The following is a 24,987-nucleotide window of genomic DNA, read 5'->3' as shown; positions in this document are numbered from 1 at the left end:
CAAAAACCCACCTCGAGACACGTCCGACTGGTTGCCGTGGCCGGTACGGCTTTAACGATCGCAGCGGCGGTACGTCGTATGGGTGCCACTGACAACACCGGAGAGCCGGAGTTCCAACCCGTCTTCGAAAACCGTGTTCGATTCGCCGAAACCGACCAGCAAGGGATCGTCTTCTATGGCGAGTACTTTACCTTTCAGGACGAGGCAATCTCGCAGCTCTTTCGGGAGATCGACTACGACTACGACCGGATGCACGAGAACGGCTGGCAGGTCCACGTCGCAAACACGGAACTGAACTACCGCAATGCGGCCGAGTTCGGCGATGTTATCATCAACGAAATTCGCGTCGTCGATATCGGCACGGCAAGTTTCACCTCGGAGTATCGGGCGGTGCGCGCGGCGGATGGTGAACGTCTCGCCGACGGCACCGTCACCCACGTTGCCGTCGACCGCGAGACCGAAACCCCGACGCCCATCCCCGAGACGTTCCGCGAGGGTGTGGCCGCGTTTCAGGGCGGACTCTCGAGTGAGTGATAACCGGTGACCGGCTCGTCGTCGTGACCGGTCGGCCAGCTCAAAAGCAGTGAGAGACCCGCTGCGCGGCGACTCGGTTACGCCTCGAGTTCGGCTCGCAACAGCTGGTTGACATCGCCGGGGTCGGCGCTGCCGCCGGTCTTTTGCATGACCTGCCCGACGAGGAAGTTGATCGCACCATCGTCGCCCGATTCGTAGTCGTCGACGGCGTCGGGGTTCTCGTCGATCGCCTCGACGACCGCTTGCTGGACCTCGTCCTCGCCGGTTTTGCCCAGTCCCTCTCTGTCGACGATCTCGTCGGGAGCATCCCCGTCGTCGAGCATCGACCGCAGCACGGTCTCGTGGGCGTTTTTCGCCGTAATCTCGTCGTCAGCGACGAGTTCGACGAGTCGCATGACGTCCTCGAGTCGGCCCTCGAGATCCGTAATTTCCATATCGCGGTAGTTGAGTTCGCCCAGCAGGTTGTCTGCAACCCACGTCGCCGCCAGATCGGGATCGAACTCGCCGGCGACGTCCTCGTAGAAGTCCGCGACCTGTTTCGTCGAGGTGAGCTTCGAGGCGGCTTCCTCACTCAGCCCATACTCCTCTTGGAATCGCTCGCGACGCGCCGTCGGGAGTTCTGGAATCGAAATCTCGTCTTTCCAGCCCGAGACGCGCAGCGGCGGCAGGTCGGCCTCCTCGAAGTAGCGGTAGTCTTTCTCCTCTTCTTTCGAGCGCATCGAGACCGTGATCCCTCGAGACTCATCCCAGTGGCGGGTCTCCTGTTCGACCGCGCGTCCACGCTGGATCGCGTTCTTCTGTCGGGTTTCCTCGTAGGCCAAGGCCTTCTCTGCGCCCTTGTGACTCGAGATGTTCTTCACTTCGGTGCGATTTGCCGCCGCGAGTGCCTCGTCGCTGATCTCGGTGACGTCGTCGCTTTCGATCTCGTCTTCGGGGATGATCGAGAGGTTGGCGTCGATCCGCAGGCTGCCGTCGCGTTCGGCGTCGAAGACGCCCAGATACTCGAGCACTTCCTCGAGTTCGGCCAAGAAGGCCCGGACTTCGCCCGGACTGCGGAAGTCGGGGGCAGTAACGATCTCCATCAGTGGCGTGCCCGCGCGGTTGTAGTCGACGAGCGTGTAGTCGGCCGAATCGATGCCGCCACCGCCGCCGACGTGCTGGAGGCTGCCCGGGTCCTCCTCTAAGTGGGCGCGCTCGATCGTGACGGTTCGGCGCTGGCCCTCGACGCTGATCTCGAGGTCGCCGTCCTGACAGATCGGCTCGTCGTACTGGGTGATCTGGAAGTTCTTGGGCAGGTCGGGGTAGTAGTAGTTTTTCCGGTGGAAGCGGGTCTCCTCGGGGATGTCGGCGTCGATCGCCTTGCCGATCTTGACGGCGGCTTCGACGGCGGCCTCGTTGAGCACCGGCAACGCCCCCGGCAGGCCGAGACAGACCGGACAGACGTTCTCGTTCGGTTCGTCGGTCTGGTCGGTCGAACACCCACAGAAGATCTTCGTGTCGGTCTCCAGCTGAACGTGGACCTCGAGGCCGATGACGGTCACGAGGTCGCCCTGCTGGACGGTCTGGGCAGTCATTGCGCCACGATTCGGGCCGGGCCGGGTAAAACGTAACGGGACGGACTCGAGGGGCTGTCCGTCAGTCTCAATCGACGACGGTGATGCCACCGAACGCAGCGAACCCGGTGACGACGAGATCAACCGAATCGTGTTCTTCGGCCCGGCGTGGCCGTTCGTCCTCTGCACCGCCAAAGATCGGGAGGACATCAACCTGGACGTTCCAGTCAGTCGGAACGCGGACGTCGACGCCGCCGAACACGGCCGTTGCGTTGACTCGAGCCGGTCGATCGGAGACGGTTGCATCACGAAGGTCGAGATCGACGCCGCCGAATACGGCCGTCAGCTCGCCGCCGACGAACCCATCGGTCGTCACGCGCCGGTCAGCACCACCGAACAGCCCGACCGCCGTCACGAACGCATCGCTGACCTCGTACGCTCGCGCCCGGTACTGACCGAGGATCACGGACAGGCCGAGCAAGACGATAAGCAGGGGCCAGAGCGCTTCGAAGTCACTCCATTCGACGACTCCCAGCGTGGCGAGTTGCCAGCCGCCAGCGACGACGATGACGACCAGCGGGCCGGTGACGTTCCGGAGGCGGCTCGAGACGAGCGCGTAGAGACCGGCAATCACGAACAGTGACGGGACGAACTGGAGGAGCTGTGTCGTATCGTACACGCCAGTGGTGTCGAGTAACAGGAGGAGGCCAAGCAGTACGATGAACCCGCCGAGGAGTTCCTGGGCTGAAAGACGGCGTGAAGACATACATACAGACCAGACCAGTCAGCTAAATAAAAACTCGGGAAGAACCGGCGATGAAACTCGCCCCGGCGCTGGTTCCGACTACCGTCGCTCGGCGAGCGCCGCGGCGACGACCTCGATCGGCGTCGGCGGCTTCTCGGTCGCACCGGGACGGTCCTCGAGTTGGGTCCGACAGGATGCGCCGGGAGCGACGACGCGCTCGGCCGTGCTGTCGTCGACCTGTTCATAGAGGACCTCGCCGATGGCCTTGCTCATCGAGTAGTGTTCGACCTCGTAGCCAAAGGAGCCGGCCATCCCACAGCACGTCGAATCGAGCGGATCGACCGCGTAGCCGGCCCGTCGAAGGACGCCGACGGCGTGGTGATCTTTCGCGTGGGCCTTCTGGTGGCAGTGGCCGTGGTAGGCGAGATGTTCGTCGGGTGCAGCGAACTCGATGTCGGCGTCGAGATCGAACTGATCGATGTACTCACAGACGCCGTAGGTGTTCGCGGCGACCGCTTCGACCTCCGGATGGTCGAACAGGTCGAGATAGTCAGATTGGACCATGACGGCGTCGGAGGGCTCGATCAGGACGACGTCGTACCCGTCCTCGACGTACGGCAGGAGTTCGTGGACGGTGTCGGTCGCGTCCTCAGCGGCCTGACCGAGCAGTCCTTTCGAGTACGCCGGCCGACCGACATCGCGTGGGTCGGCAACCTCGACGTGGACGCCCGCGGCCTCGAGCACTGCGAGGGCGGCTTCACCAGCCTCAGGATACTCGTGGTTGGTGTAAATGTCGGGGACGAGGACGACGCGGCGGTCGGCCTCGTGGGCGGCCACGGCGGGTCGGTGGTCCGCGACGCGTTTCGCGAACGTGTTGCGCTGGAACGTCGGCAGGTCGCGCTCGCGGGAGATCCCAAGCAGCTTCTCGGTGAGGACGCCGCTGCCGGGCAGATTCGCCACCCAGTTCGAGACGGGGGCCGTCGCAGAACCGAGCTTTGCGAGCGTCTCGAAGTTCGTAAAGAACTGATCGCGAAGCGAGACGCCGTTTCGCTTGTGATGTTCGTAGGTGAGTTCGGCTTTCAGCTTGGCCATGTCGACCCCGCTCGGGCAGTCGTGTTTACAGCCCTTACAGCCGATACAGAGGTCGAGGACCTCCTCGACGAACTCGTCGTCGAACTGCTCGTCTGGCTCGAGTTCGCCGCTCATCGCCTGTCGGAGCATGTTCGCCCGACCACGCGTCGAGAGGATCTCCTCGTCTTCGGCCCGGAAGGTCGGACACATCACGCCGCCGGTCGTGGACTGCTCACCGCGACAGCCGCCACAGCCGTGACAGAGTTCGGTCATCCCCTGGAAGCCCTGGTCGTTGTCCCACTCGAGTGCTGGCTCGAAGCCGGCGTTGAACTCGTAGTCGGGGCCGAACCGGTGGTTTTTGGTCATATCGGTCGGGTCGTCGTCGCGGTAGACGACCTGTCCCGGATTGAGCAGCCAGTCGGGGTCGAACGCCGTTTTGAGCTCCTGGAACGTTTCCCAGACGTCCTCCCCGTACAGTTTGCGGTTCCACTGGGTTCGAGCGCGGCCGTCGCCGTGTTCACCCGAGACGGAGCCGTCGTACTTGACGACGAGGTCGGTCACGGCGTCGGTGATCGACTCCATATCCTCGAGACCCGCGTCGGTCTTCGTGTTCACCAGCGGGCGGATGTGGAGGACGCCCGGACCGGCGTGGGCGTAGAAGCTGGCGTAGGTGTCGTGGTCCTCGAGAACCTCCTGGAAGTCGGCGACGAACGCCCGGAGGTTTGCTGGCGGGATGCCGGTGTCTTCGATGAAGGCAACATGTTTCTCGTCGGTCGTCCGCGAGAGCAAGATCGGGAGACCGGATTTGCGCAGCTTCCAGATCTTCGCCCGACTGTCGGCGTCGTAGGCTTCGATGGCGTCGAACGCCAGCGTGTCCGCACCGGTGATCGTTCGCTCATCCTCGTCGTCGGCCTCGCCCTCCGACTCGACGCTCGGACAGCGATCCGCGAGCAGGTTTGCGACCTTCCGTTTGCCGTCGTCGACGTCGTCAGCGTAGAACTCGACGATCAGAACTGCCGCTGTCCCGTCCGGAAGCATCTCGGTGACGGGCGCGAACTCGGGTGTGTCCCGTGCGAGGTCGATCATCACGTCGTCGAGCACTTCGACGGCGGCCGGATCGTGTTCGACGATGGGTTCGACGTCGTCCATCGCTTCGAGGACGCTGTCGTAGGCGAGCAACGCCATGCTCTTTTCTTCAGGGATCGTCTCGAGCGAGACGGTCGCCTCGGTGACGATCGCAAGCGTTCCCTCGCTGCCACAGAGCAGTTTCGCGAGATTGATCGTCCCACCCTCGGAATCGGGTTCGCCGATGCCGCGTTCGCCGCCGTAGGCGTCTTCGACGAGCCAATCGAGATTGTAGCCCGAGACGTTCCGTTTCAGGTCGGGGTAGACGTCGTCGATGAGATCGCCCTGCTCCTCGAGAATTCGGGCGACTTCGGCGTAGATCGCCGACTCGAGGTCGTCACCGTCTGCGAGTTCCGGGACGTCCTCGAGGTCGACCTCGCCGAAGGTGGTGACGGTGCCGTCCGCAAGCACGACTTCGACTTCCTCGACGTAGGCGTCGGTCTTGCCGTACTGCAGGGAGTGAGCACCCGTCGTGTTGTTGCCGATCGCGCCGCCGAGTGCGCTCTTGTCGCCCCACGCCGGGTCAGGGGCGAACTTCAGTTCGTGGGGCGCAAGCGCCTCATTGAACGAGCCGAGATAGATCCCCGTCTGTGCAGTTGCGCGCCGGGCGTCGGGATCGATGTCGACGACGTCGTCCATGTACGTCGTGAAATCGAGGACGACGGCCTCGTTGACCGTCTGGCCGGCGAGGCTTGTCCCGCCACCGCGGGGGAGAACCGGAATTTCGTTGTCGGCACAGTAGGAGACGACACTCGCGACGTCGTCGGTCGACATCGGGAAGACGACGCCGATCGGCGTCACCTCGTAAATGCTCGCGTCGGTCGCATACAGCTGTCTCGAGTAGCTATCGAAGCGAACGTCGCCATCGACGCGGGCCTCGAGGGCTGCGAGCAGGTCGGGCCGTTCGATGTCGTCGCTCTGGTAGTTGTAGTTCGCTTCGGGATCGTCCGCTGGGTCGAGTCGATTTGGTGGTGTTATCGTCATTGGTGTTGTCTCAGGCGTCCGTTCGCGTCAGTCGAACGCTTCGTGAGATGGGTATTGGGAGTCGATGCTTATACTGCCAGCGACGGTTAGAACACCGTCGGGAAGACGACGTAGGCGGCAATCGTTGTCAGGAGACCGCCCACGAACAGATAGTACGCAACGGGGATGAGGTTGAGTCGAACGATTCGGCCGGTCTTGCCGACCAGTCCGACCGTCGCGAGGGCGGCGATGACGTTGTGAATCGCGATCACGTTTCCGATCGCCGCGCCGATAGACTGTGCGCCGAGCATCAGCTGGGTTGGCAGTCCGAGGCTCTGAGCGACTTCGAACTGGAACGCACTGAACGTAATGTTACTGACCGTGATCGAGCCGGCGATGAACGCACCGAGCGCGCCAACAGCCGGTGCGAACATCGGATAGGCGGGCCCGATCACTGCTGCGGTTGCATCCGCGAGGACGACGATCATGCTCCCGTCGGGGACGCCGGCGGCGGCTCCGTCCTCGAAGTGGGCGTCGGTCTCGAGCATGATTTCGACCATCGCGATGACGAACACGAGCGCGACCAGCGGCGAAACGATCTTACTGCCGGCTTCACGCCACGCGCCGACGACCTCGTCGGTCCGCATCCCGAACAGCGGGATGGCGATCAGCGCGCTGATGATGAGCCAGGTGCCGGGAACGTAGGCCCAGTCGATCGCCCCGCTGATTTCGGTTCCGAAAATCGAATTCCACTCGAGGAAGACGAGATTGGTCTGGACGGTCGTTCCGAAGAGTTCGGCCACCTCTCCCTGCAGGAAGTCCGCGGCGGGTTCGATCACGCGGGTCCCGATCAGCAACACGACGAGAATCAGGTACGGCGACCACGCACGCAGCAGTGACATCGACTGCGTATCGGCCGTCGCCGTGTCCGTCTCGTCGCTTCCCGGCTCGATGGTCCCGACCCAGTGGTCAGGCCACTCATCTTGTGGAGGGAACTCCCAGGTGGCGTCCGGCTCGAAGTAGCCCGCACGGAGCGCGACGACGACGATCGCGCCGCCAACCATCGCGCCGATGAGTGAGGGGAGTTCCGGGCCGATGAACCACGCCGACGCCCAATAGGGGACGGCGAAGGCGACGCCGGCGAACAGACACAGCGGCGCGACGTCCCACAGCGGGGCGAGCGATCGCTTCTCGGTGTCACCGAAGAAGTAGACGACCATTCCGACGGCGAACATCGGCATCAGGACGCCGAGAATGCCGTTGAACAGCGCCGCCCAGCCGCCGGCCGACGCGGCGAACTCGCCGACCGACATCCCGCCGGTGGCGATTACGTCCTCGACGCTCCCGAGTGGTGCCTCGAAGCCGACGATGACCGGCGTGCCGACCGCGCCGAACACCGTCGCGACTGCGTGTCCGACCAGCGCCGCGACGACCGCAGCCAGCGCCGGGAACCCCAGCGCGAGCAACAGCGGCGCGACGACTGCCGCCGGCGTCCCGAAGCCAGCGACTCCCTCGATGAACGTCGCGAGGAAGAAGGCGAGCAGGACGACCTGCACGCGGCGATCCTCACTGATTGAGGCGAACCCGTCGTTGATTCGATCGACCGCTCCCGATCGCATCAGCGTATACAACAACACGAGCGCGCCGAAGACGATCCAGAGGATCTCGATCGCCGCCATGCCGCCACGGACACTCGCCGCGACGATCCACTCGAACGGCATATCCCAGATCACGAACCCGACGATCGCAGCGACGAGCCACGCGACTGGCATTGCTCGAGCGGCGGGCCACAACAGGCCGACCAACAACACAGCGACGATAACGAGCGGTGCCAGTGCCGCTCCGACTTCGATCAGACCGGTCATAGCGGACCCGTTCCAGAAGAGTTAATCCACGGAATTGTTCTCTTGTCGTCCCATCGAATGTGAGATGGCCGCATCGGTCGAGTCTCGAGGGGATCACCATGTATATTTATCGGAATTGTCGAGCACCCCCATGATTGTTGTATATATAATGAATGTATACAATGGTTGCTGGCCATACATCCAGATATGGTCGATTTAGTGTTCGTTCAGAGACAAACGCGGAAACGCCGAAGCCACAGGTCAGAAGACGTCCGGAAAGAGGACGTAGACGAAGAGGACGGTCCAGACGCCCACAAAGACGGTGTAGTATACGAGTGGAACGAGGTTCACCCGGATCACGCGCCCCTCTTGGCCGACGAGGCCGACGGTTGCGAGCGCAGCGACGACGTTGTGGATCGCAACGAGATTCCCGATCGCGCCGCCGACAGCTTGTGAGCCGACGGTGAGTTCCCGCGAGATGCCGAGGTTCTCCGCAGCGATGAACTGCAGCGGGCCGAACGTGATGTTGCTGACGGTGTTCGATCCCACGAGTGTGGCCCCGAGCGCGCCGATGAGCGCAGCGACGAACGGGTAGGCTGGCCCGAAGACGGTCGCGGTCGCCATCGCGAGGACGACGATCATGCTCTGGGGCGGTGCATCCGGGTGGGCGGCCGACTGGAGCATGACCTGTGCCATCGCGAGGACGAACACCAGCGCGATCAGCGGCGTCACGAGCTTTCTGGCGGCCTCGAGGCAGGCGGTCGTCGCATCCGATCGTTCCATATCGAACAGCACCATCGCCGCGAGCGCGCTGGCTAGCAGCCACATGCCGGGGACGTAGCCGAAGTCGATCTCGTTGCCGATTCTCGTCCCGAATATCTCGGCCCACTCGAGGGAGACGAGGCCGATCGTAAACTGGCCCACGCCGGTACTGATCGACCAGAGCGTCAACGACAGCTCTCGGCCGAGGATCGTCACCGTCTCTCCCTGTAACAGTGCCGGCAGCGGTTCCACCAGCCGAGTGACGACGAGCAACACGAGCAACAGGAGGTACGGCGTCCACGCACGAACGAGCGACATCCGTGGCTCACTGGACAACACCGATCCGCGGTCGCCGGGCTGGATGTCGCCCAGCCAGTGGTCGGGCCACTCGGACTGGTCGGGAAACTCCCAGTCCTCGTCGGGCACGAAGTAGCCCGCCCGCAACGCGCCGACGACGACCGTTGCGCCGACCATCGATCCGATCAGACTTGGAAACTCCGGCGTGACATACCAGGCTGCAAACCAGTACGGAACGCCGAACGCGACGCCTGCGAACAGACACAACGGCGCGACCTCGAGCGCGGGCCTGATCGACCGGCGCTCGCCGAAGAAGTAGACGACCATCGCGACCGCGATGAACGGCATCAAGACGCCGACGAGCAGATGGTAGGTCGCCGCCCACGCTGCGACGTTGACCGAAAACTCCGCCGCAGTCACCCCCTCGCTTTCGAGCGCCGTTCTGATCCGGAAGACGCTGTCCATCGGCTCCCGGATGCCGACGATGATCGGCGTCCCGACCGCGCCGTAGGTGACGGCGATGATGTGGCCGATCAGCGCCGCGATCACTGCCGCAAGCGCCGGGAAGCCGAGTCCCAGCAACAGCGGCGCGACGACGGCTGCCGGCGTCCCGAAGCCGGCGACGCCCTCGAGAAACGTCGCGAGAAAAAAGGCTACCAGAATTACCTGGATGCGGCGGTCCTCGCTGACCGTCGCGAAACTCCGGTTGAGGGCGTCGAACGCGCCCGCCAGCATCATCGTATACAGGAGCACGAGGGCACCGAAGACGATCCACAGGATCTGTATCGCGGTGAGGATTCCTTCGACCGTCGCCGCGGCGAGCCACGCTGGTGGCATGTTCCAGACAACGGCGGCGACGCCGATGGCAGCGAGCCACGCGATCGGCATCGCCCGTGTCGCCGGCCACAGCAATCCAACGAGCAAGATGCCGACGACGAGCAGGGGGAGGGCGGCGAACAGTACGTCTAGTTCCGATACCATACTCGTCAATTCGTCACACCGGTCTCACAGACGACTCCTACAGCGCCCCGCCGCTGGCGTTCCCCTGGCATCATGTCGTATGATATCTGTGTACATGTTCCAGTTATAGTTATCGGATCGGAACCCCTCACAGATATCGTACGATACTATAAACTGAGCCCACAAACGTGTACTCTTCATGCAAGTATCCGACCAAATTCAGTCTCATCTCCAGTTTCGGCTCGGTTCGACGGGGCAAAAGCATATACAGTTGACTGCACTGGTAGCGCATATGGGTGCTGATCGAGAACGAAACGAACACGGGCAGTACACCGATCGAATCCCCCCGGAGGCCGCCCTCACTGTCTTCGAGGATCGGTCAGATTACGGCCGGCCACTGACTGCTGACGACGTCATGGACGCCCTCGAGTGTTCCCGCCGAACCGCTCACAACAAACTGAACGAACTCGTCGATCGTGGGACCCTCGAGACGCGCAAGGTGGGTGCTCGCGGACGGGTGTGGTGGATTCCGATCGAGACGCCACCGGAACGAGGACAGCCCGAGGTGGCGTCGCCGGCGGGAGAACGAGCCGAGGGTGACGAGTCGCCCGCCGCCATCGAGACGGCGATTCGCACTGCCGACCTCCCAGGAACCGGGCAGTCGCTCGAGGCGCGCCGCGACGCGTTACGGGCGGCCTACGAGTACATCGTCGATCACCCGAGCGCGACCAAGTCGGAGTTCCTCGAGCACGTCTATCCCGATCACCCTGCCGAGTTCGAGACGGCGGAAGGGTGGTGGAACGCGATTCAACCCGCGCTCAAGGAGTTGCCTGCCGTCGACCCGCCCGAAGAGCGAGGCCACATCTGGAACTTCCTCGGAGACGATCGGTTCACGCCAACGCTCGGGTGAAAACAGTCGTCCAAACCGCGTGGTCGCTCAATCACTGCTATTGCGGTTTTTGTCCGATATGTTTCCGATCGATACCGACTGTCGATCCGCCGCACAACCGGGAGCCGCGCTACCGGTCCGTCTCCTGAGTACGGACGAGAACGCGCCCCGAGTCCGCGACCGAAACCTGGTACGCGTCGACCGTGAACGAGACAGCGATATCGCCGGACCCGGTTCCGTCCCCCATGATCGCGTTGATCGCTTCGGGGTCGACGTACTCATACAATAGCCCACTGAATTCGTCCAGGTTCGCCGTTTGGTCGCTCTCCTCGAGCGTACTGATTCCGTCGATGATTGCGACAACGGCAGATCTCCCGTCGCCGTACTGTCTTTCGATTGAGTCGTTTTCGGTTGACATTGGTGTAATCGAATGGATTTGGCCGCCGACCGTCACAGGGACGGCGACCGGGCTTCGAGAAGAGTCCCTAGAAGAGACCCGGGAAGAGGACGTAGCTGAACACCATTGCGACGATTCCGACCCCGACTGCGTAGTAGACGAGCGGGATCAGGTTCAACCGCATCACACGTCCCTCCTGGCCGACGAGGCCGACGGTCGCGAGCGCGGCAACCACGTTGTGGATCGCGACGAGGTTCCCGATCGCGCCGCCGACGGCCTGTGCGCCGACGATGAGCTGGGTCGGCAGCTCGAGCTGCGAGGCGGCCTCGAACTGGAACCCGCCGAAGGTGATATTCGACACCGTGTTCGAGCCGGCCATCGCGGCGCCGAGCGCGCCGATGAGCGCGGCGACGAACGGATAGGCGGGTCCGACGGCGTTTGCAGTCGCCTGTGCGAGGACGAAGATCATGCTTTCGACGCCCTCGGCGTGTGCACCGGACTGGAGCATCACCTGCACCATTGCGATGACGAACACCAGCGCGATGAACGGTGCGACGAGCTTCTCACCCGCTTCAGCCCAGGCGGCTTTCACCTGTGTGCCGGACATTCCGTACAGCGGGATCGCGATCAGTGCACAGAGAACCAGCCAGAAGCCGGGGACGTACACCCAGTCGATGCCGCCGTCGAGACCGGTTCCGAGAATCCCCTCCCACGTCGTGGTGAACAGCAGTTGGTGGGCCGTGATCGTGGTTCCGGCGACCTCGACGGCCTCTCCCTGCAAGAACGCTGGAAGTGGATCGACGACTCGCGTGATGACGAGCAAGACGACCAGCAGAATGTACGGCGTCCAGGCGCGAAGCAGCGACATCTGACTGGCGACGAGCCCGCCATCGGCGGTCGTCGCACCGTCATCGGCCCCCTGCTCGACGCCCGGAGCGCTTGCCTGTCCGGGTTCGATCGTGCCAACCCAGTGGGCCGGCCACTCCTCTCGGTCCGGGAAGTCCCACTCCTCGTCGGGGACGAAGTAGCCCGCTTTGAGCGCGCCGACGACGATTGCACCGCCGACCATCGCGCCCATCAGGGCGGGGAACTCGGCACTGATCTGTGCCGACAGCCAGTAGGGGACCACGAACGCGATCCCCGAGAACAGCGCCAGCGGCGCGACGTCCCACGCCGGCTGGAGGCTGCGCTCGTTCTGATCGCCGAAGAAGTAGACGACCATCCCGACGGCGAACAGCGGCATGACGAATCCGACGAGGGCGTGGTAGGTCGCTGCCCAGACCGCGACTTCGACCGAGTACGCCTGGACGGTAAATCCGGCGTCAGTGATCGCCGTATTGGTCGATTCCGTCGTTGCGAGCGGGTTCTCGATCCCGATGATGATCGGCGTCCCGACTGCGCCGTAGGTGACGGCGATGATGTGACCGATCAGCGCCGCGATCACCGCCGCAAGCGCTGGGAATCCAAGTGCGAGCAACAGCGGGGCGACGACGGCGGCGGGCGTCCCGAACCCGGCTGCCCCCTCGATGAACGTCGCCAGGAAGAAGCCGAGCAGGATCACCTGCACGCGCCGGTCGTTGCTGATCTTCGCGAACCCTTCGTTGATGCGATCGAACGCGCCGGCCTGCATCAGCGTGTACAGGAGCAACAGCGCGCCGAAGACGATCCAGAGAATCTGGATGGCCGTCATGACACCGACGATCGACGCCGCGGCGATCCAGTCAACCGGCATCCCCCAGATGAAAAAGCCGACCAGGACCGCGACGACCCAGGCGATTGGCATCGCCCGCGTTGCGGGCCACAAGAATCCGACGAGCAAGACGCCCGCGAGTACGAGCGGTATCGCTGCGAGCAGTACGTCGAGCGTGCTAACCATGTAACTCACCTCGGCGGTCCCGCCGCGGAGTCAGTGCCGAGCGATCAGTGCCAATGCCATGTGGAATCATATCTGGCATGGAGGGATGACTGTTAAACCAGTATATATAATCTTCGACCGTTTGAGTTGTGCGCCCGACAGAACCGGCGTTTGAGACCTGTATTCCGCTATTTCCACCAACGTAATTAGTAAATAATAGTGAAAACGCCTGACTGCGCCACGATCGAGCGGAAACAGATGCGACGAGGGGCGTCCGGTTGGCAGCTTATTCACCCTATACAGTCGTGTATCTCGGCATCGTCTGCTGATTATCGAACTGCTCTGTACAGCTCTCCGATCGGATACTCACCGCCACCCACGATTTGGAGGGTAGCGAGAGAACCGACGATGGCCTGTATACACGTGTGCATAGGAAAGTATACACGTGTGAAGAGGCCAGTACAGGCAACTGTGTTGGCTACGACGGTTGGCCCGCGCTTCCAAGACACATACATTGGCGAGGAATCTGTTAGACTACGAATAGGTTCCGGGAGTGACTCTTTCGTATCCGATATCGGCTGAAAGCGGCGGCATCTTCCGCTTCCGTCCACGGCGTGTCAGCCGGCCAGTGTGAACGAACAGAACAACCAAATAGGCACAGTCGAAGAATCGTCCCATGAGCGCCGAGACAGGTTCGATCCGGGATCGGTTCGAAACATCCCTTGCCGACCTCGATGTCCCCGTAACTGGTACGACCCCCACTGACTTCGAGTTGGCACTCGAGACGATCGTTTCCGACCCCGTCGTGGGAACACCACTGCCGTTCGAGAGCGTGTCGCTACCGTCGTGGGTCGACGACGAACCAACCCCGTCGACGCTCGAGGAAGCGACGACGAGTGTCACTGCGGCTTCGCTGGGGATCGCGGACTACGGCAGCGTCGTGTTGCCGTCGACGCCCGACGGCAGCGAGCAGGTGAGTCTCTTTCCGGACCTCCACGTCCCCGTGCTCCGCGAGGCGGATCTCGTCGCGGATATGTCGACGGCGATCGAACGGCTCGGTCCCCAACTCCGCGATGGCGGGAGCGCCATCGTCGCGACTGGCCCGAGCGCGACCGCCGATATGGGCGCACTCGTCAAGGGTGCTCACGGCCCGAAAGACGTCCACGTCCTCGTCCTCGAGAACGGCGGTGATGACGAATGAGCGGGAACGCACGCGAACAGAAGGCCGACCACATCCGTCATCTCCTCGAGACGGAAGGCGACGCCGTCGAGGCGAACACGCTCGGGTTCAACGACGGTCGCTACGAGTCGGTCGCCGACCTCGAGGATTACGAGGGGTTGAAAAGCGAGGCCCGTGCGATCAAAGAAGACGCCATCGAGCGACTACCGGCGCTGATCGACGAGCTGACCGAGACTGTCGAAGCAAACGGCGGCACGGTGTATCTCGCCGACGACGCCGCCGACGCTAACCGATACATCCGCGAGGTCGCCAGCGAGAAAGAGGCCGAGCGACTCGTCAAATCGAAGTCGATGACCAGCGAGGAACTCGAGGTCAACGAGGCCCTCGACGCCGACGGCGTCGACGTCGTCGAAACCGACCTCGGTGAGTGGGTCCTGCAGGTCGCAGACGAAGCGCCCTCCCATATCGTCGCGCCGGCGATCCACAAATCCAAAGACGAGATCGCTCGGCTGTTCAACGAGCAGTTCGACCCCGAGGAGCCACTCGAGACCGCCGAGGAGTTGACGATGTTCGCTCGCGACCGGCTCGGCGAGTTGATCGCCGACGCCGACATCGGCATGACCGGTGCGAACTTCATCACGGCGGACTCGGGCTCGCTCATGCTCGTGACGAGCGAGGGTAACGCCCGAAAGTCGGCTGTCGTCCCCGATACGCATGTCGCGGTCGCGGGCGTCGAGAAGATCGTGCCGTCGGTCGAAGACCTCTCGCCGTTTATCGAACTGATCGGCCGCTCGGGAACGGGTCAGGACATCACCTCCTACATCTCGTTGCTGACGCCGCCGGTCGACTCACCGGTCGTCGATCCCGACGACCCCGACGTCGCCTTCGCCGACCGCGACGACGACCGCGACTTTCACCTCGTGTTGATCGACAACGGGCGCATGGCGATGCGCGAGGACGACCAGCTCAAGGAGACGCTGTACTGCATCCGGTGTTCGGCGTGTGCGAACACCTGTGGAAACTTCCAGTCCGTCGGCGGCCACGCGTTCGGCGGCGAGACCTATACGGGTGGGATCGCGACCGGCTGGGAAGCCGGCGTCCACAGCCAGGAGAGCGCCGCCGAGTTCAACGACCTCTGTACGGGCTGTTCGCGGTGTGTCGAGGCCTGTCCGGTCGAGATCGACATCCCGTGGATCAACACCGTCGTCAGGGACCGCATCAACCGCGAGGGCGACGATGGTCGCTTCGAGTTCGTCTACGACGAACTGGTTCCCGACGAAGAAGAGACGGGAACCATCGACCTCCAGAAACGGCTCTTTGGCAACTACGAGACGCTGGCGAAACTGGGCTCAGCGACCGCGCCGCTGTCGAACTGGACCGCCGGCCTCGAGCCCGTCAGATCCTTCCTCGAGCGAACCGCCGGCATCGACCGTCGTCGCGCGCTACCCGCGTTCGAACGCGAGACGCTCGTCGACTGGTTCGAGGCGCGCGGCCCGCGCGTGTCCGCCGCCGACGCCGAACGCGAAGCCGTCCTCTACCCCGACACCTACACGAACTACATCGATGTCGACCGCGGGAAGGCCGCCGTCCGTGTCCTCGAGGCCATGGACGTCCACGTCCGGATTCCGGCGGTCAGCGAAAGCGGTCGCGCACCGCTCTCACAGGGGATGATCGCGACCGCCGACGCGAAGGCAAGTCGCGTCTACGCCGCGTTGGCCGAACACCTCGATGCCGGCCGCGATATCGTCGTCATCGAGCCGAGCGATCTGGCGATGTTCCACCGCGAGTACGAGAAGCTCCTCCCCGAGGCCTCGTTCGAACGACTCCGGGCGGGCAGCTACGAGGTCATCGAGTACGTCTACGGCTGTCTCGAGAACGGAGCCAACGGGGCCCGACTGCGAACCGGCGACGGCGGGCCGGAGATTGCCTACCACTCCCACTGCCAGCAGCGGACGATGGGCGTCGATCGCTACACGCGGGCCGTCTTCGAAGCCCTCAACTACGACGTTCTCGAGAGCGACGTCGAGTGCTGTGGGATGGCCGGGAGCTTCGGATACAAACAGGAGTACTACGAGCTGAGCATGGACGTCGGCGACCGACTCGCCGACCAGTTCAGCGCACCCGACGCACAGAACCGACTGGTCGTCGCCAGCGGCACCTCGTGTGAGGACCAACTCGAGGACTTGCTCGAGCGCGATGCGGCCCATCCGGTCGAGGTGCTCGATCCGCGCTCGCGGCTTCGCTGACGGCCGTCGATGGATCGGATAAAAACGGAATTGGTCGGCGGGTGAGCGGCCCCACTCGCTACTCGTCTTGTGGCTCCTCGGACGGGGCAGGTTCGACCGTGATCTCCGCTGTCCCGAACGGCTCGAGTGGCTCCTCGAACGTTGCATTCAGTGCTGTGTTCGGGAAGAACCCGATGACGTGGGCCGTTTCTTCGCCGACGTTTGCGAGTCCGTGCGGTTCCATCTCGGGGACGACCGCACACTGGCCCGCCTTGAGAGCGATCGTCTCGTCGCCGATCGTCGCCTCGAGTTCTCCGGCCGTCGCCACGAGGAGTTCCTCGTGGCTATCCCGGTGGCTGGGGAGATGGTTGCCAGGTTCGAGTTCGATACAGACGAGCATCGATTCTTCCGCGCCGGCGTCAGTCCCGTTTGGCATCCCGGGCGTCAGCGGGAAGTATGCGCGTAGCTCGGCGCGTTCGTCGCCTTCTTGATTCACATCGGCCCCTTCGAACTGGTCGAGGTCGATGGCTCGAGTCGCTTCCGGTTGTTTCCGTGCTGTTGTTGCCATGTGCTCTCACCGTGGTGATTTCGGGTCGTCACGCGGCGGCATGAAAAGTGCCAACTCGATGCGGGGCGGCCTGAATCACGTGCGCAAACGCCCGCTCAGGGTATAACGATTTTTCACGCCGATGGGAGAGACCGATTCGGAGACAGGACGCCGACTATCGCGTCTTCGAGTGGCTCAAGCGGCGTCAGTTAAACGCAGCCGCCACGAGCAGCGGGAAGACGAGCGTCGCTTCGGCTTCGATCTGGGTGTAGTTCTTTTCGGCCTCCTTGATCTTCCCCCACGAGACGGCCTCGTTCGGCGGGGCACCCGACAGCGAGCCGTCGCCTTCCATCCCCGTCGAGATGTAGACGACGTAGTCCGCGCCGCCACGGAAGAGGTTCGTCATGATCGCGTGGTGTTTCGGGACGCCGCCACCGACGGCGATAAGGCCGGTCGTATCGGACAGCAGGCCGTCTTCGATCAACGAATCGTAGTCATCCAGGATTTCGATACCGACCTCCGAGTCGTACCCCTGTCGGTAGTAGTAGAGGAAGTTCCCGACTTCGGCGTCGGTCAGCGCCGGACAGTACACCGGCACGTCGTTGTCTGCGGCCTGTTTCAGGACCGAATCCTCATCGTCGAGGGTCTCACCGAGTTCGCGGGCGAACGCCGTCGGCGTCCGAACCTTCTCTTCGGCGAAGAAGTCATCGAAGAAGTCGTACAGGTACTCCTCGAGCCAGACGTACCGGTCGGAGGGGACGAAGATGTTCCCGAGGCGGTTGATACCGCGTTCGCGAAGCGCGGCCTCGTCTGCATTCCATTCGCCCATCTTGAACGGCTTTTCCGTCTTGATGACGTCCTCGGTCAGCGAGCCGGAGGTGGTGATCAGCACGTCGACGTACCCCTTTCGGATGAGGGCGGCGACGACCTCGCGCAGCCCCGAGGAGATGATGTTCGAGGTACACGTCAGGTAGATCGTCGCGTCTTCGTCTTGCATTCGCTCGGCGATGTCGATCGCCTCCGCGAGCTGTGTGGCCTGAAAGCCGGTCGTTGCATACGAGTCGAGTAACTCACCAAAATCGAACTCACCGCGGAAATCGTAGCCACGAACATCGTCCGTCGACAGCGCCTCGTCGCTGCCCGGGACGACGTGGTCGTGGGATTCGTCGTCGGTCATATCCCTAGATACCTGAGCAGGGGTTTGAATTGCTCGGGATCGATCGTAGCGCGTGGTCAGCTACCGGTTATCGAGGGACCGGTTACCACAATCGCACTTCGAGTCGCCTACCTCGCGTCCTCGAGGTTCTCGAGGGCGTCGGGGTTCTCGATACTGCTCATGTCGCCGAGGTCCTCGCCCGTATACGTGGCCTCAATAGCGCGACGGATGATCTTGCCCGACTGGGTTTTGGGGAACTCATCGACGAACAGCACCTCGCGTGGCCGGAACGGCTTTCCGAGTTCCTCGCCGACCTGTGCGCGCAGTTCGCTACGGAGGTCGTCCGTTTCCTCGACGCCGTCCTCGAGGACGACGTAGGTAACGACAGCAGTGCCGGTCGTGTCGTCGGGAGCGCCGATCGCGGCGGCCTGATTGACTGACTCGTGGTCGATGAGTGCGCCTTCGACTTCCGCCGGACCGACTTTCCGGCCTGCCACGTTCAGCGCGTCGTCGGCCCGCCCGTGGAGGAACCAGAAGCCGTCGTCGTCTTTCTGGGCCCAGTCGCCGTGGTTCCACATATCCTCGAACCGCGACCAGTACTCATCGAGGTAGCGCTCGTCGCCCGACCACAGCGACTTGGTCATCGAGGGACAGGAGTCGCGCGCGACGAGGTAGCCACGTTCGTGGTCTTCTTTGACTGACTCACCCGATGCGTCGACGATGTCGATATCCATCCCGAGACCGGGGCCGCCCAGCGTACAGGGTTTCAGCGGTTCGGTCGGCATCGGCATCAGGAAACAGCCACAGATCTCGGTGCCGCCGGAGATGTTGATGATCGGGGCTTCGCCGTTTCCGACGTTTTCGTAGAACCACTGCCACGATTCGGGGTCCCACGGCTCGCCCGTCGAGCCGAGCAGACGAAGCGAGGAGAGGTCATGACCGTCGAGCCACTCGTCGCCGTGTTTTCGCAGCGCCCGAATCGCGGTCGGCGAGATGCCGAACTGGGTGAGCTTGTGACGGTCGATGATCTCCCAGAATCGATCCGGCTCGGGATGGTCGGGTGCACCCTCGTACATGAAGACCGTGCCGCCGAAGCTGTGGGTGCCGATGAGCGTCCACGGCCCCATCATCCAGCCGATGTCGGAGACCCAGAAGAACCGATCCGACGGCTTGAGATCGAAGCCGAAATGCAGCTCTTTAGCACACTGCATCTGCACGCCTGCATGGGTGTGGACGATGCCTTTTGGTTTGCCCGTGGTGCCTGACGAGTACAGCAGCATCGACTCCTGACTCGAGTCGAGCGATTTGCTCTCGTAGCCGTCGTCTTGGGACTCGACGGCGTCGGCCCACCATTCGTCGCGGTCGTCGTCCCACGGCACGTCGTGCGCCGAGCCAGCGTCGCTCGCGCCGAGCCTGTCGAAAACGATTGTCTCCTCGACGTAGCCGGCTTCCTCGATCGCCTCGTCAGCAGCGCCCTTGAGATAGACCGGGCTGCCGCGGCGATAAAAGCCGTCGCCCGTAAAGAGCACCGAACACTCCGAATCCGAGATCCGGGTCGCGGCCGCGTCGACGCCGAAGCCGGAGAAGATGGGCACGGCGATCGCGCCGACTTTGAAACAGCCGTAGAGAATCGAGACGACCTCGGGCACCATCGGCATGTAGAGGCCGACCGTATCGCCCGTCTCGATGCCGCGTTCCTCGAGGGCGTTTGCGACCTGATTCGACTGGCGGTGGAGTTCGTGGTAGGTTATCTCTCGGATCTCGCCGTTTTCGCCCTCCCAGATGGTGGCGACCTTGTTTCGGCGCTCGTTCTCGAGGGCGGCGTGGCGATCAACGACGTTGTGGGCGACGTTGAGTTCGCCGCCGGGATACCAGTCGGTGAACTGCGGCCCCTCGCTGTCGTCTCGCACCGTGTCGTACTCCTCGTAGAACTCGATACCGAGATAGTCGACGAGTTCGTCCCAGAACCACTCCACGCCTGAGTCCTCGATACCCTCGAGATCGGTCGTCGTGCGTTCGATGAGTTCGTCGTAGTCGTCGATCCCATACGTCTCCATGAACGCGGCGACGTTGGTCGATTCGACGAACGCCTCGCTGGGTTCGTGAACGATTTCGTCGACGTCCTCGAGACTTGGATCGGTTGTGTTTTCAGTCATTGTCACTCGTAGGTTAGCGTCATGCCCCCATCAAACAACAGGTCCCCGCCGTCGAGATGTCGGCCGAGATCGGAAAAGCCGAACAGGAAGAGATTGGCGACGTCGATCGGCTCCATCATCTCCGTGACGCGGGATTGACCAAGCATGACGTCTTCGATCACCTCGTCGACGGAGATGCCACGCTGTTCGGCGGTGTCCTCGAGCTGGTTCATCACCAGCGGCGTCTTGACGTAGCCGGTACTGACCGAGTACGCGCGGATCTCGCCCTCGCCTTCGGCCGCGATCGACTGGGTGAGCCCTCGCAGTCCGAACTTCGAGACGTTGTAGCCGACCTTGTCGCTGGTCACGTAGTGGCCGTGGATCGAGCCCATGTTCCCCACGCAGCCCTGTCCATCCGCAGTCTCCCGAAAGTGTGGGATACAGAGCTTCGAGAGATACAGCGGCGCCCGAAGCATGATCTGGTGCATACGATCGTAGGTGTCCATCGGGAACGCCTCGATCGAGTCGATGTGTTGCATCCCAGCGATGTTTGCAAGATACTTGAGATCGCCCAACTGCGCTGTCTCCTCGACGATTCGCTCGAGATCGTCATCGCTGGTCAGATCGCCGACGATCGACGTAATCGACCCCTCGAGGTCGAGTTCCTCGCCGCGGTCGATCGTCCCCTCGAGGCCGTCGGCGTCGATATCGGTCGCCGCGACGGTGAGTCCGTTGCCGGCGGCGGCGAGTGCGGTCGCCCGGCCGATTCCCGAGCCAGCCCCCGTTACGAGACAGACGTTTCGATCGGTAAACGAGTCGTCGTCAATCGACTGAATGTCCTCGCGTGTCACTGTTGGTGGTGTCACTGCTGTGTCAGACATGTCGTGTACTGGCTGTACGTTCTCTCGAGCCATGCTAAAACACAGCTGTTAACATATCAAACGGCGGCCTCGGGATGGGGCAGAATCGGTCCTCGGACGCGTCTCCAGTCGGGACACTCCTTTCAGCTAGTTTAAAATTCTACCGCCCACAAATTTCCGAATCAACGTTTCCGATAGTGTCTCTCAGCCGATAACGCCATAATTAGTAGCAAGTATTAATACCTTGTATGTGTCTTGATAGCTAGTATGATCGATCTCGATATCGACATGCGGCAGTACGACTGTCCGTTCATCGATACGACCGACGACGTCGATATCGCCTTCTCGGCCGTCCAGTGGCAACTCGATACCGATGACAAGCGACTCGAGACACGGCTGATCGCGAAAGGTTCGTCGACAGGCACGCTCGAGGCAGGGCTCCACGAACTTCGCGACCACCCGAACATGCGAGAGTGTTACATCCTCTCGAAGCGTGACAACGTCGCCGAAATCGGAACGACGATCGAAGAGACGAACGCGATGCGGACGATCCAGCAAAACGGTGGCTACATCACCGGCCCGTTCCGGATCGAGGACGGCCGGGAACACTGGCATGTCGGCTTCGATGATGACCGCGATGAAGATCACGCACTCGCCGAACTCGAGCGCCACAACGAGTTCACTGTCGAAGATCGCGATCAGGTTGGCCCAACGGCGCTGTTTGATCTGCTAGAAAACTCCGACAGCGCGCTTCGGTTGCTCGAGGGCTGTCGATCGCTCACCGAGACCGAACGCGAGACGTTCGAGGCTGCATCCCGGAACGGCTACTACGAGACCCCACGCGAGACGACACTTGATGAACTGGCGACCCATTTCGATATCTCGAAGACGGCCGTCTCCATGAACTTGCGGCGGAGTGAACGGAAGGTCCTGAAAGCGGCACTGACCGCGCTCGAGGAGATGGACGGAACACAACAGCTCTGAGGCGGTTCTGGCATCGAATGCGATCCAGTTCAGGCCTCGATAATCTCCTCCTCGTCGTCTGCGGGAACCACGAGCGAGCCGTCGAGAACGGTCACACCTCGACCGCCGACCTGCACATCACCGTCGACGCGAACGCGCACCAGTCCCGGTCGGTCGACGTAGTGGCCCTGCTCGAGACGGAGTTCGTCGGGGAAATCGTCGTCGAACGCGCCGAAGTGATCGAGATACGCACCGACGGCACCACTTGCGGTTCCGGTAACTGGATCTTCGGGCACGCCGGCTCCGGGTGCGAACATCCGCCCGTGTAGCGTTGATTCTCGCTCGAGGGCGTCGAACGTGAACAGATAGACGCCGGTCACGTCGAGCGCGTCGGTCAGCGCTTCGACTGCCGTCATCTCCGGATCGGCAGTCCCGACATCAGAGAGATACGTGATCGGGGCGATCAGAAACGGGAGTCCGGTCGAAGCCACTGCGAGCGGAATATCGTCGCTTGCGCCTTCGAGCGCGGCCTGGTCGACACCGAGCGCATCGGCAACGCGGTCGTAGCCGACGTCGACCTCGCGCACCTGCGGTCGATCCTGTGTCATCCAGACCGTGCCGTCGTCCTCGAGGTCGATCTCGAGGTCGCCGACGTTCGTCTCGAGCGTCGAACTGCCCGGTTCGAGCCCCTCATCGTGGAGATGTGCAAACGAACCGATGGTCGCGTGTCCACAGAGATCGACCTCCTGGGTCGGTGTGAAGTAGCGAATCCGCCGGTCGGCGCGCTCGCTCGAGCGCACGAACGCCGTTTCGCTGACGCCCATCTCGGCGGCGATCGACTGCATCTGTGACTCCGAGAGGCCGTCTGCGTTCGGGACGACACCCGCCGGGTTTCCGGTTAGTGGTTCGTCGGTGAACGCGTCGACCTGCAAGACTCGAGTCGTCTTCATACGCCATCGGTCGGCCGAGTGACGTATCAATCCTCGGTCGTCGACTCCCTCGAACCGACAGGTGGCTCATAGCTCGTCAATCCACGCTACGATATCGTCGACGACGCGCTCGTCGGCGTTGTTCTGAAGGTCGTACTCAAAGGGGACTACCGGCCCCTCACCAGGCATGAACGCGTGGTTGAGGCCGTCGTAGACCTCGACGCTCGAGTCGCTCTCGAGTTCGGATGCCCAGCGCTCGAGGTCGTCGTCGTACTCGCCTTCGGAGATCCGGTCGATCTGGTCGCTCCACTCGTCGACGCGCTCCGCTCGCGTCTCCCACTCGTAGTCGCCGACCGTCGCCTGGTGTTCGGCCTGCTCGAGGACGACCTCGGCGAACGACCGTGCCGGCGTGACCGCGTGCCGCCTGTAGTTGCGCCAGCAAATCGGTACAGCAGCCCAGCTCAGTCGTCACCCGTCGTCTCAGTCACCTGCTCGCGACCGTCGTCCTCGAGCGACGGCCGACCGCCGGTGTCGTGCGTTCCGACCGGCGGGAGGTTGACCGCCGCGGCGGGTGAGGCATCGAGGTCTGTCGTCGACTCGAGTCGGTCCATCCCGCTGTCTGCGCGGTCGCGAGCATCCTGGTCGATCCGCATTGAGCAGAACTCGACGCCACACATCGAGCAGAAACGGGCGTCTTTGTAGTTGTCTTCGGGGAGCGTCTGGTCGTGATACTCGCGGGCGCGGTCGGGATCGAGCGCGAGGCGGAACTGCTCGCGCCAGTCGAACGCATAGCGGGCCTCAGAAAGGGCGTCGTCCCAGTCTCGCACACCGGGGCGACCGGTGCCGACGTCGCCTGCGTGGGCGGCGATCCGGTAGGCGGCGAGTCCGTCGCGGACGTCGTCCTCGTCAGGGAGGCCGAGATGCTCTTTCGGGGTGACATAACACAACATCGCCGCGCCCGCGTGGGCGGCCATCGCAGCCCCGATGGCGCTCGTGATGTGGTCGTAGCCGGGTGCAACGTCGGTCACGAGCGGGCCGAGCACGTAAAACGGCGCACCATCACAGACATCCTGCTGGCGCTCGACGGTCTCGGCGACCTTGTCCATCGGGACGTGGCCCGGTCCCTCGACCATCACCTGTACGTCGTGGGCCCAGGCGTGCCGGGTCAACTCGCCGAGCGTGTCGAGTTCGGCGTACTGGGCCTCGTCGCAGGCGTCGGCCAACGAGCCCGGCCGCAGGCTGTCGCCGAGACTGAACGTGACATCGTGGGTGGCGAAGATGTCACAAATTTCGTCGTAGACCTGAAACAGCGGATTCTGCTCGCCGTGGGCTTCCATCCACGTCGCCATGATCGAGCCGCCGCGGGAGACGATGCCCGTCTTCCGACCGTCGGTCAACGGCAGGTGTTCCGCCAGAATCCCCGCGTGGATGGTCATGTAGTCGACGCCCTGCTCGGCTTGCTTTTCGATGATCTCGAGCAACAGGTCAGTCGTAATATCCTCGGGACTCCCCGCTCGCTTGACGGCTTCATACAGCGGCACCGTTCCGATCGGCACCGGCGAGTGGTCGATGTGGGTCTCTCGAATGTCGTCGAGATCGCTGCCGGTGCCGAGATCCATCACCGTATCCGCGCCGTAGTGGACCGCCGTGTGAAGTTTCTCGAGTTCTTCCTCGAGGTCGCTGGTCGTCTCGCTGTTACCGATGTTCGCGTTGACTTTCGTCGCGAACTCCCGTCCGATGATCATCGGATCGAGCGCCTCGTGATGGATATTCGCCGGAATTACGGCTTGTCCGTCGGCGACCTGCTGTCGGACGAACTCCGGATCGCGGTTCTCGCGGTCGGCGACTCGCGCCATTGCGTCGGTAACCGTTCCCTCACGGGCGGCTTCGAGCTGGGTTTGCACCATTGACAACTAGGTTGTATTACTGGATCATATAGTGCTTGTGTTGCGCGTCTCACGCCGGCGCATCGTCACCTCGAGCGACGAGATCAGTTG

Annotated in this window: 18 protein-coding genes; 5 read left to right on the top strand and 13 right to left on the bottom strand. The window is 62.9% G+C overall.

The window, feature by feature from the left end; genetic code table 11:
• The first annotated feature begins 78 nt into the window (after nt 1-78).
• Complete coding sequence (locus ACERJA_RS01650; protein WP_373606590.1) at nt 79-534, top strand: acyl-CoA thioesterase; 456 nt, start codon at nt 79-81, stop codon at nt 532-534.
• A gap of 77 nt (nt 535-611) precedes the next feature.
• Here ACERJA_RS01650 and gatB read toward each other — a convergent pair whose 3' ends face one another.
• The 5 genes from gatB to ACERJA_RS01625 form a co-directional block, all read right to left on the bottom strand.
• Nucleotides 612-2,108 carry an Asp-tRNA(Asn)/Glu-tRNA(Gln) amidotransferase subunit GatB gene (gene gatB, locus ACERJA_RS01645; protein ID WP_006067923.1) on the bottom strand — a complete coding sequence of 499 codons (1,497 nt, stop codon included), beginning with the start codon at nt 2,106-2,108 and terminating at the stop codon, nt 612-614.
• A gap of 67 nt (nt 2,109-2,175) precedes the next feature.
• Complete coding sequence (locus ACERJA_RS01640) at nt 2,176-2,853, bottom strand: hypothetical protein (protein WP_373606589.1); 678 nt, start codon at nt 2,851-2,853, stop codon at nt 2,176-2,178.
• Nucleotides 2,854-2,931: 78 nt separating this feature from the next.
• Nucleotides 2,932-6,012 carry an FAD-binding and (Fe-S)-binding domain-containing protein gene (locus tag ACERJA_RS01635; protein ID WP_373606588.1) on the bottom strand — a complete coding sequence of 1,027 codons (3,081 nt, stop codon included), beginning with the start codon at nt 6,010-6,012 and terminating at the stop codon, nt 2,932-2,934.
• Nucleotides 6,013-6,098: 86 nt separating this feature from the next.
• A complete protein-coding gene (locus ACERJA_RS01630; RefSeq protein ID WP_373606587.1) occupies nt 6,099-7,856 on the bottom strand; it encodes an L-lactate permease in 1,758 nt (585 codons plus the stop codon).
• Nucleotides 7,857-8,096: 240 nt separating this feature from the next.
• Nucleotides 8,097-9,875, bottom strand: coding sequence for an L-lactate permease (locus ACERJA_RS01625; protein ID WP_373606586.1), 1,779 nt, complete (start codon nt 9,873-9,875; stop codon nt 8,097-8,099).
• A gap of 271 nt (nt 9,876-10,146) precedes the next feature.
• Here ACERJA_RS01625 and ACERJA_RS01620 point away from each other — a divergent pair, with 271 nt between their 5' ends.
• On the top strand, nt 10,147-10,764 hold the full coding sequence (locus ACERJA_RS01620) for an ArsR family transcriptional regulator (protein WP_373606585.1): 618 nt from the start codon (nt 10,147-10,149) through the stop codon (nt 10,762-10,764).
• A 109-nt stretch (nt 10,765-10,873) separates the two neighbouring features.
• Here the strand turns inward: ACERJA_RS01620 and ACERJA_RS01615 are convergent, their stop codons facing one another.
• Entirely contained in the window at nt 10,874-11,161 is a 288-nt protein-coding gene (locus ACERJA_RS01615) for a HalOD1 output domain-containing protein (RefSeq protein WP_373606584.1), read from the bottom strand.
• A 67-nt stretch (nt 11,162-11,228) separates the two neighbouring features.
• Nucleotides 11,229-13,016: an L-lactate permease gene (locus ACERJA_RS01610; RefSeq protein WP_373606583.1), complete on the bottom strand. Its 1,788-nt coding sequence runs from the start codon at nt 13,014-13,016 to the stop codon at nt 11,229-11,231.
• Between the two features lie 655 nt (nt 13,017-13,671).
• Between ACERJA_RS01610 and ACERJA_RS01605 the strand changes: the two genes are divergently transcribed.
• Together ACERJA_RS01605 and ACERJA_RS01600 are read left to right on the top strand one after the other, a co-directional pair.
• Entirely contained in the window at nt 13,672-14,196 is a 525-nt protein-coding gene (locus ACERJA_RS01605) for an LUD domain-containing protein (RefSeq protein ID WP_373606582.1), read from the top strand.
• Nucleotides 14,193-16,421, top strand: coding sequence for an LUD domain-containing protein (locus ACERJA_RS01600; RefSeq protein WP_373606581.1), 2,229 nt, complete (start codon nt 14,193-14,195; stop codon nt 16,419-16,421). The genes ACERJA_RS01605 and ACERJA_RS01600 overlap by 4 nt, the downstream gene beginning before the upstream one ends.
• Nucleotides 16,422-16,479: 58 nt before the next feature.
• Here ACERJA_RS01600 and ACERJA_RS01595 read toward each other — a convergent pair whose 3' ends face one another.
• The 4 genes from ACERJA_RS01595 to ACERJA_RS01580 form a co-directional block, all read right to left on the bottom strand.
• Entirely contained in the window at nt 16,480-16,968 is a 489-nt protein-coding gene (locus tag ACERJA_RS01595) for a cupin domain-containing protein (RefSeq protein ID WP_373606580.1), read from the bottom strand.
• Nucleotides 16,969-17,152: 184 nt separating this feature from the next.
• Nucleotides 17,153-18,124 carry a deoxyhypusine synthase gene (locus ACERJA_RS01590; RefSeq protein WP_373606579.1) on the bottom strand — a complete coding sequence of 324 codons (972 nt, stop codon included), beginning with the start codon at nt 18,122-18,124 and terminating at the stop codon, nt 17,153-17,155.
• Nucleotides 18,125-18,231: 107 nt separating this feature from the next.
• Nucleotides 18,232-20,259, bottom strand: a complete 2,028-nt coding sequence (locus ACERJA_RS01585) for an AMP-binding protein (RefSeq protein ID WP_373606578.1) — start codon at nt 20,257-20,259, stop codon at nt 18,232-18,234.
• 2 nt (nt 20,260-20,261) lie between these two features.
• On the bottom strand, nt 20,262-21,119 hold the full coding sequence (locus ACERJA_RS01580) for an SDR family NAD(P)-dependent oxidoreductase (RefSeq protein WP_373606577.1): 858 nt from the start codon (nt 21,117-21,119) through the stop codon (nt 20,262-20,264).
• Nucleotides 21,120-21,365: 246 nt separating this feature from the next.
• Here ACERJA_RS01580 and ACERJA_RS01575 point away from each other — a divergent pair, with 246 nt between their 5' ends.
• Entirely contained in the window at nt 21,366-22,082 is a 717-nt protein-coding gene (locus ACERJA_RS01575) for a helix-turn-helix domain-containing protein (RefSeq protein ID WP_006067910.1), read from the top strand.
• A 29-nt stretch (nt 22,083-22,111) separates the two neighbouring features.
• Here the strand turns inward: ACERJA_RS01575 and ACERJA_RS01570 are convergent, their stop codons facing one another.
• Nucleotides 22,112-23,011 carry a PhzF family phenazine biosynthesis protein gene (locus ACERJA_RS01570; RefSeq protein WP_373606576.1) on the bottom strand — a complete coding sequence of 300 codons (900 nt, stop codon included), beginning with the start codon at nt 23,009-23,011 and terminating at the stop codon, nt 22,112-22,114.
• 440 nt (nt 23,012-23,451) lie between these two features.
• Complete coding sequence (gene thiC / locus ACERJA_RS01565) at nt 23,452-24,897, bottom strand: phosphomethylpyrimidine synthase ThiC (RefSeq protein WP_373606575.1); 1,446 nt, start codon at nt 24,895-24,897, stop codon at nt 23,452-23,454.
• Nucleotides 24,898-24,987 lie beyond the last annotated feature (90 nt).

The organism is Natronorubrum sp. A-ect3 (assembly GCF_041821125.1).
GTDB classification, from domain to species: Archaea; Halobacteriota; Halobacteria; order Halobacteriales; family Natrialbaceae; genus Natronorubrum; species Natronorubrum bangense.
The sequence above is the reverse complement of the archived record's forward strand: the minus strand, read 5'-3'. Positions and strand labels throughout refer to the sequence as shown.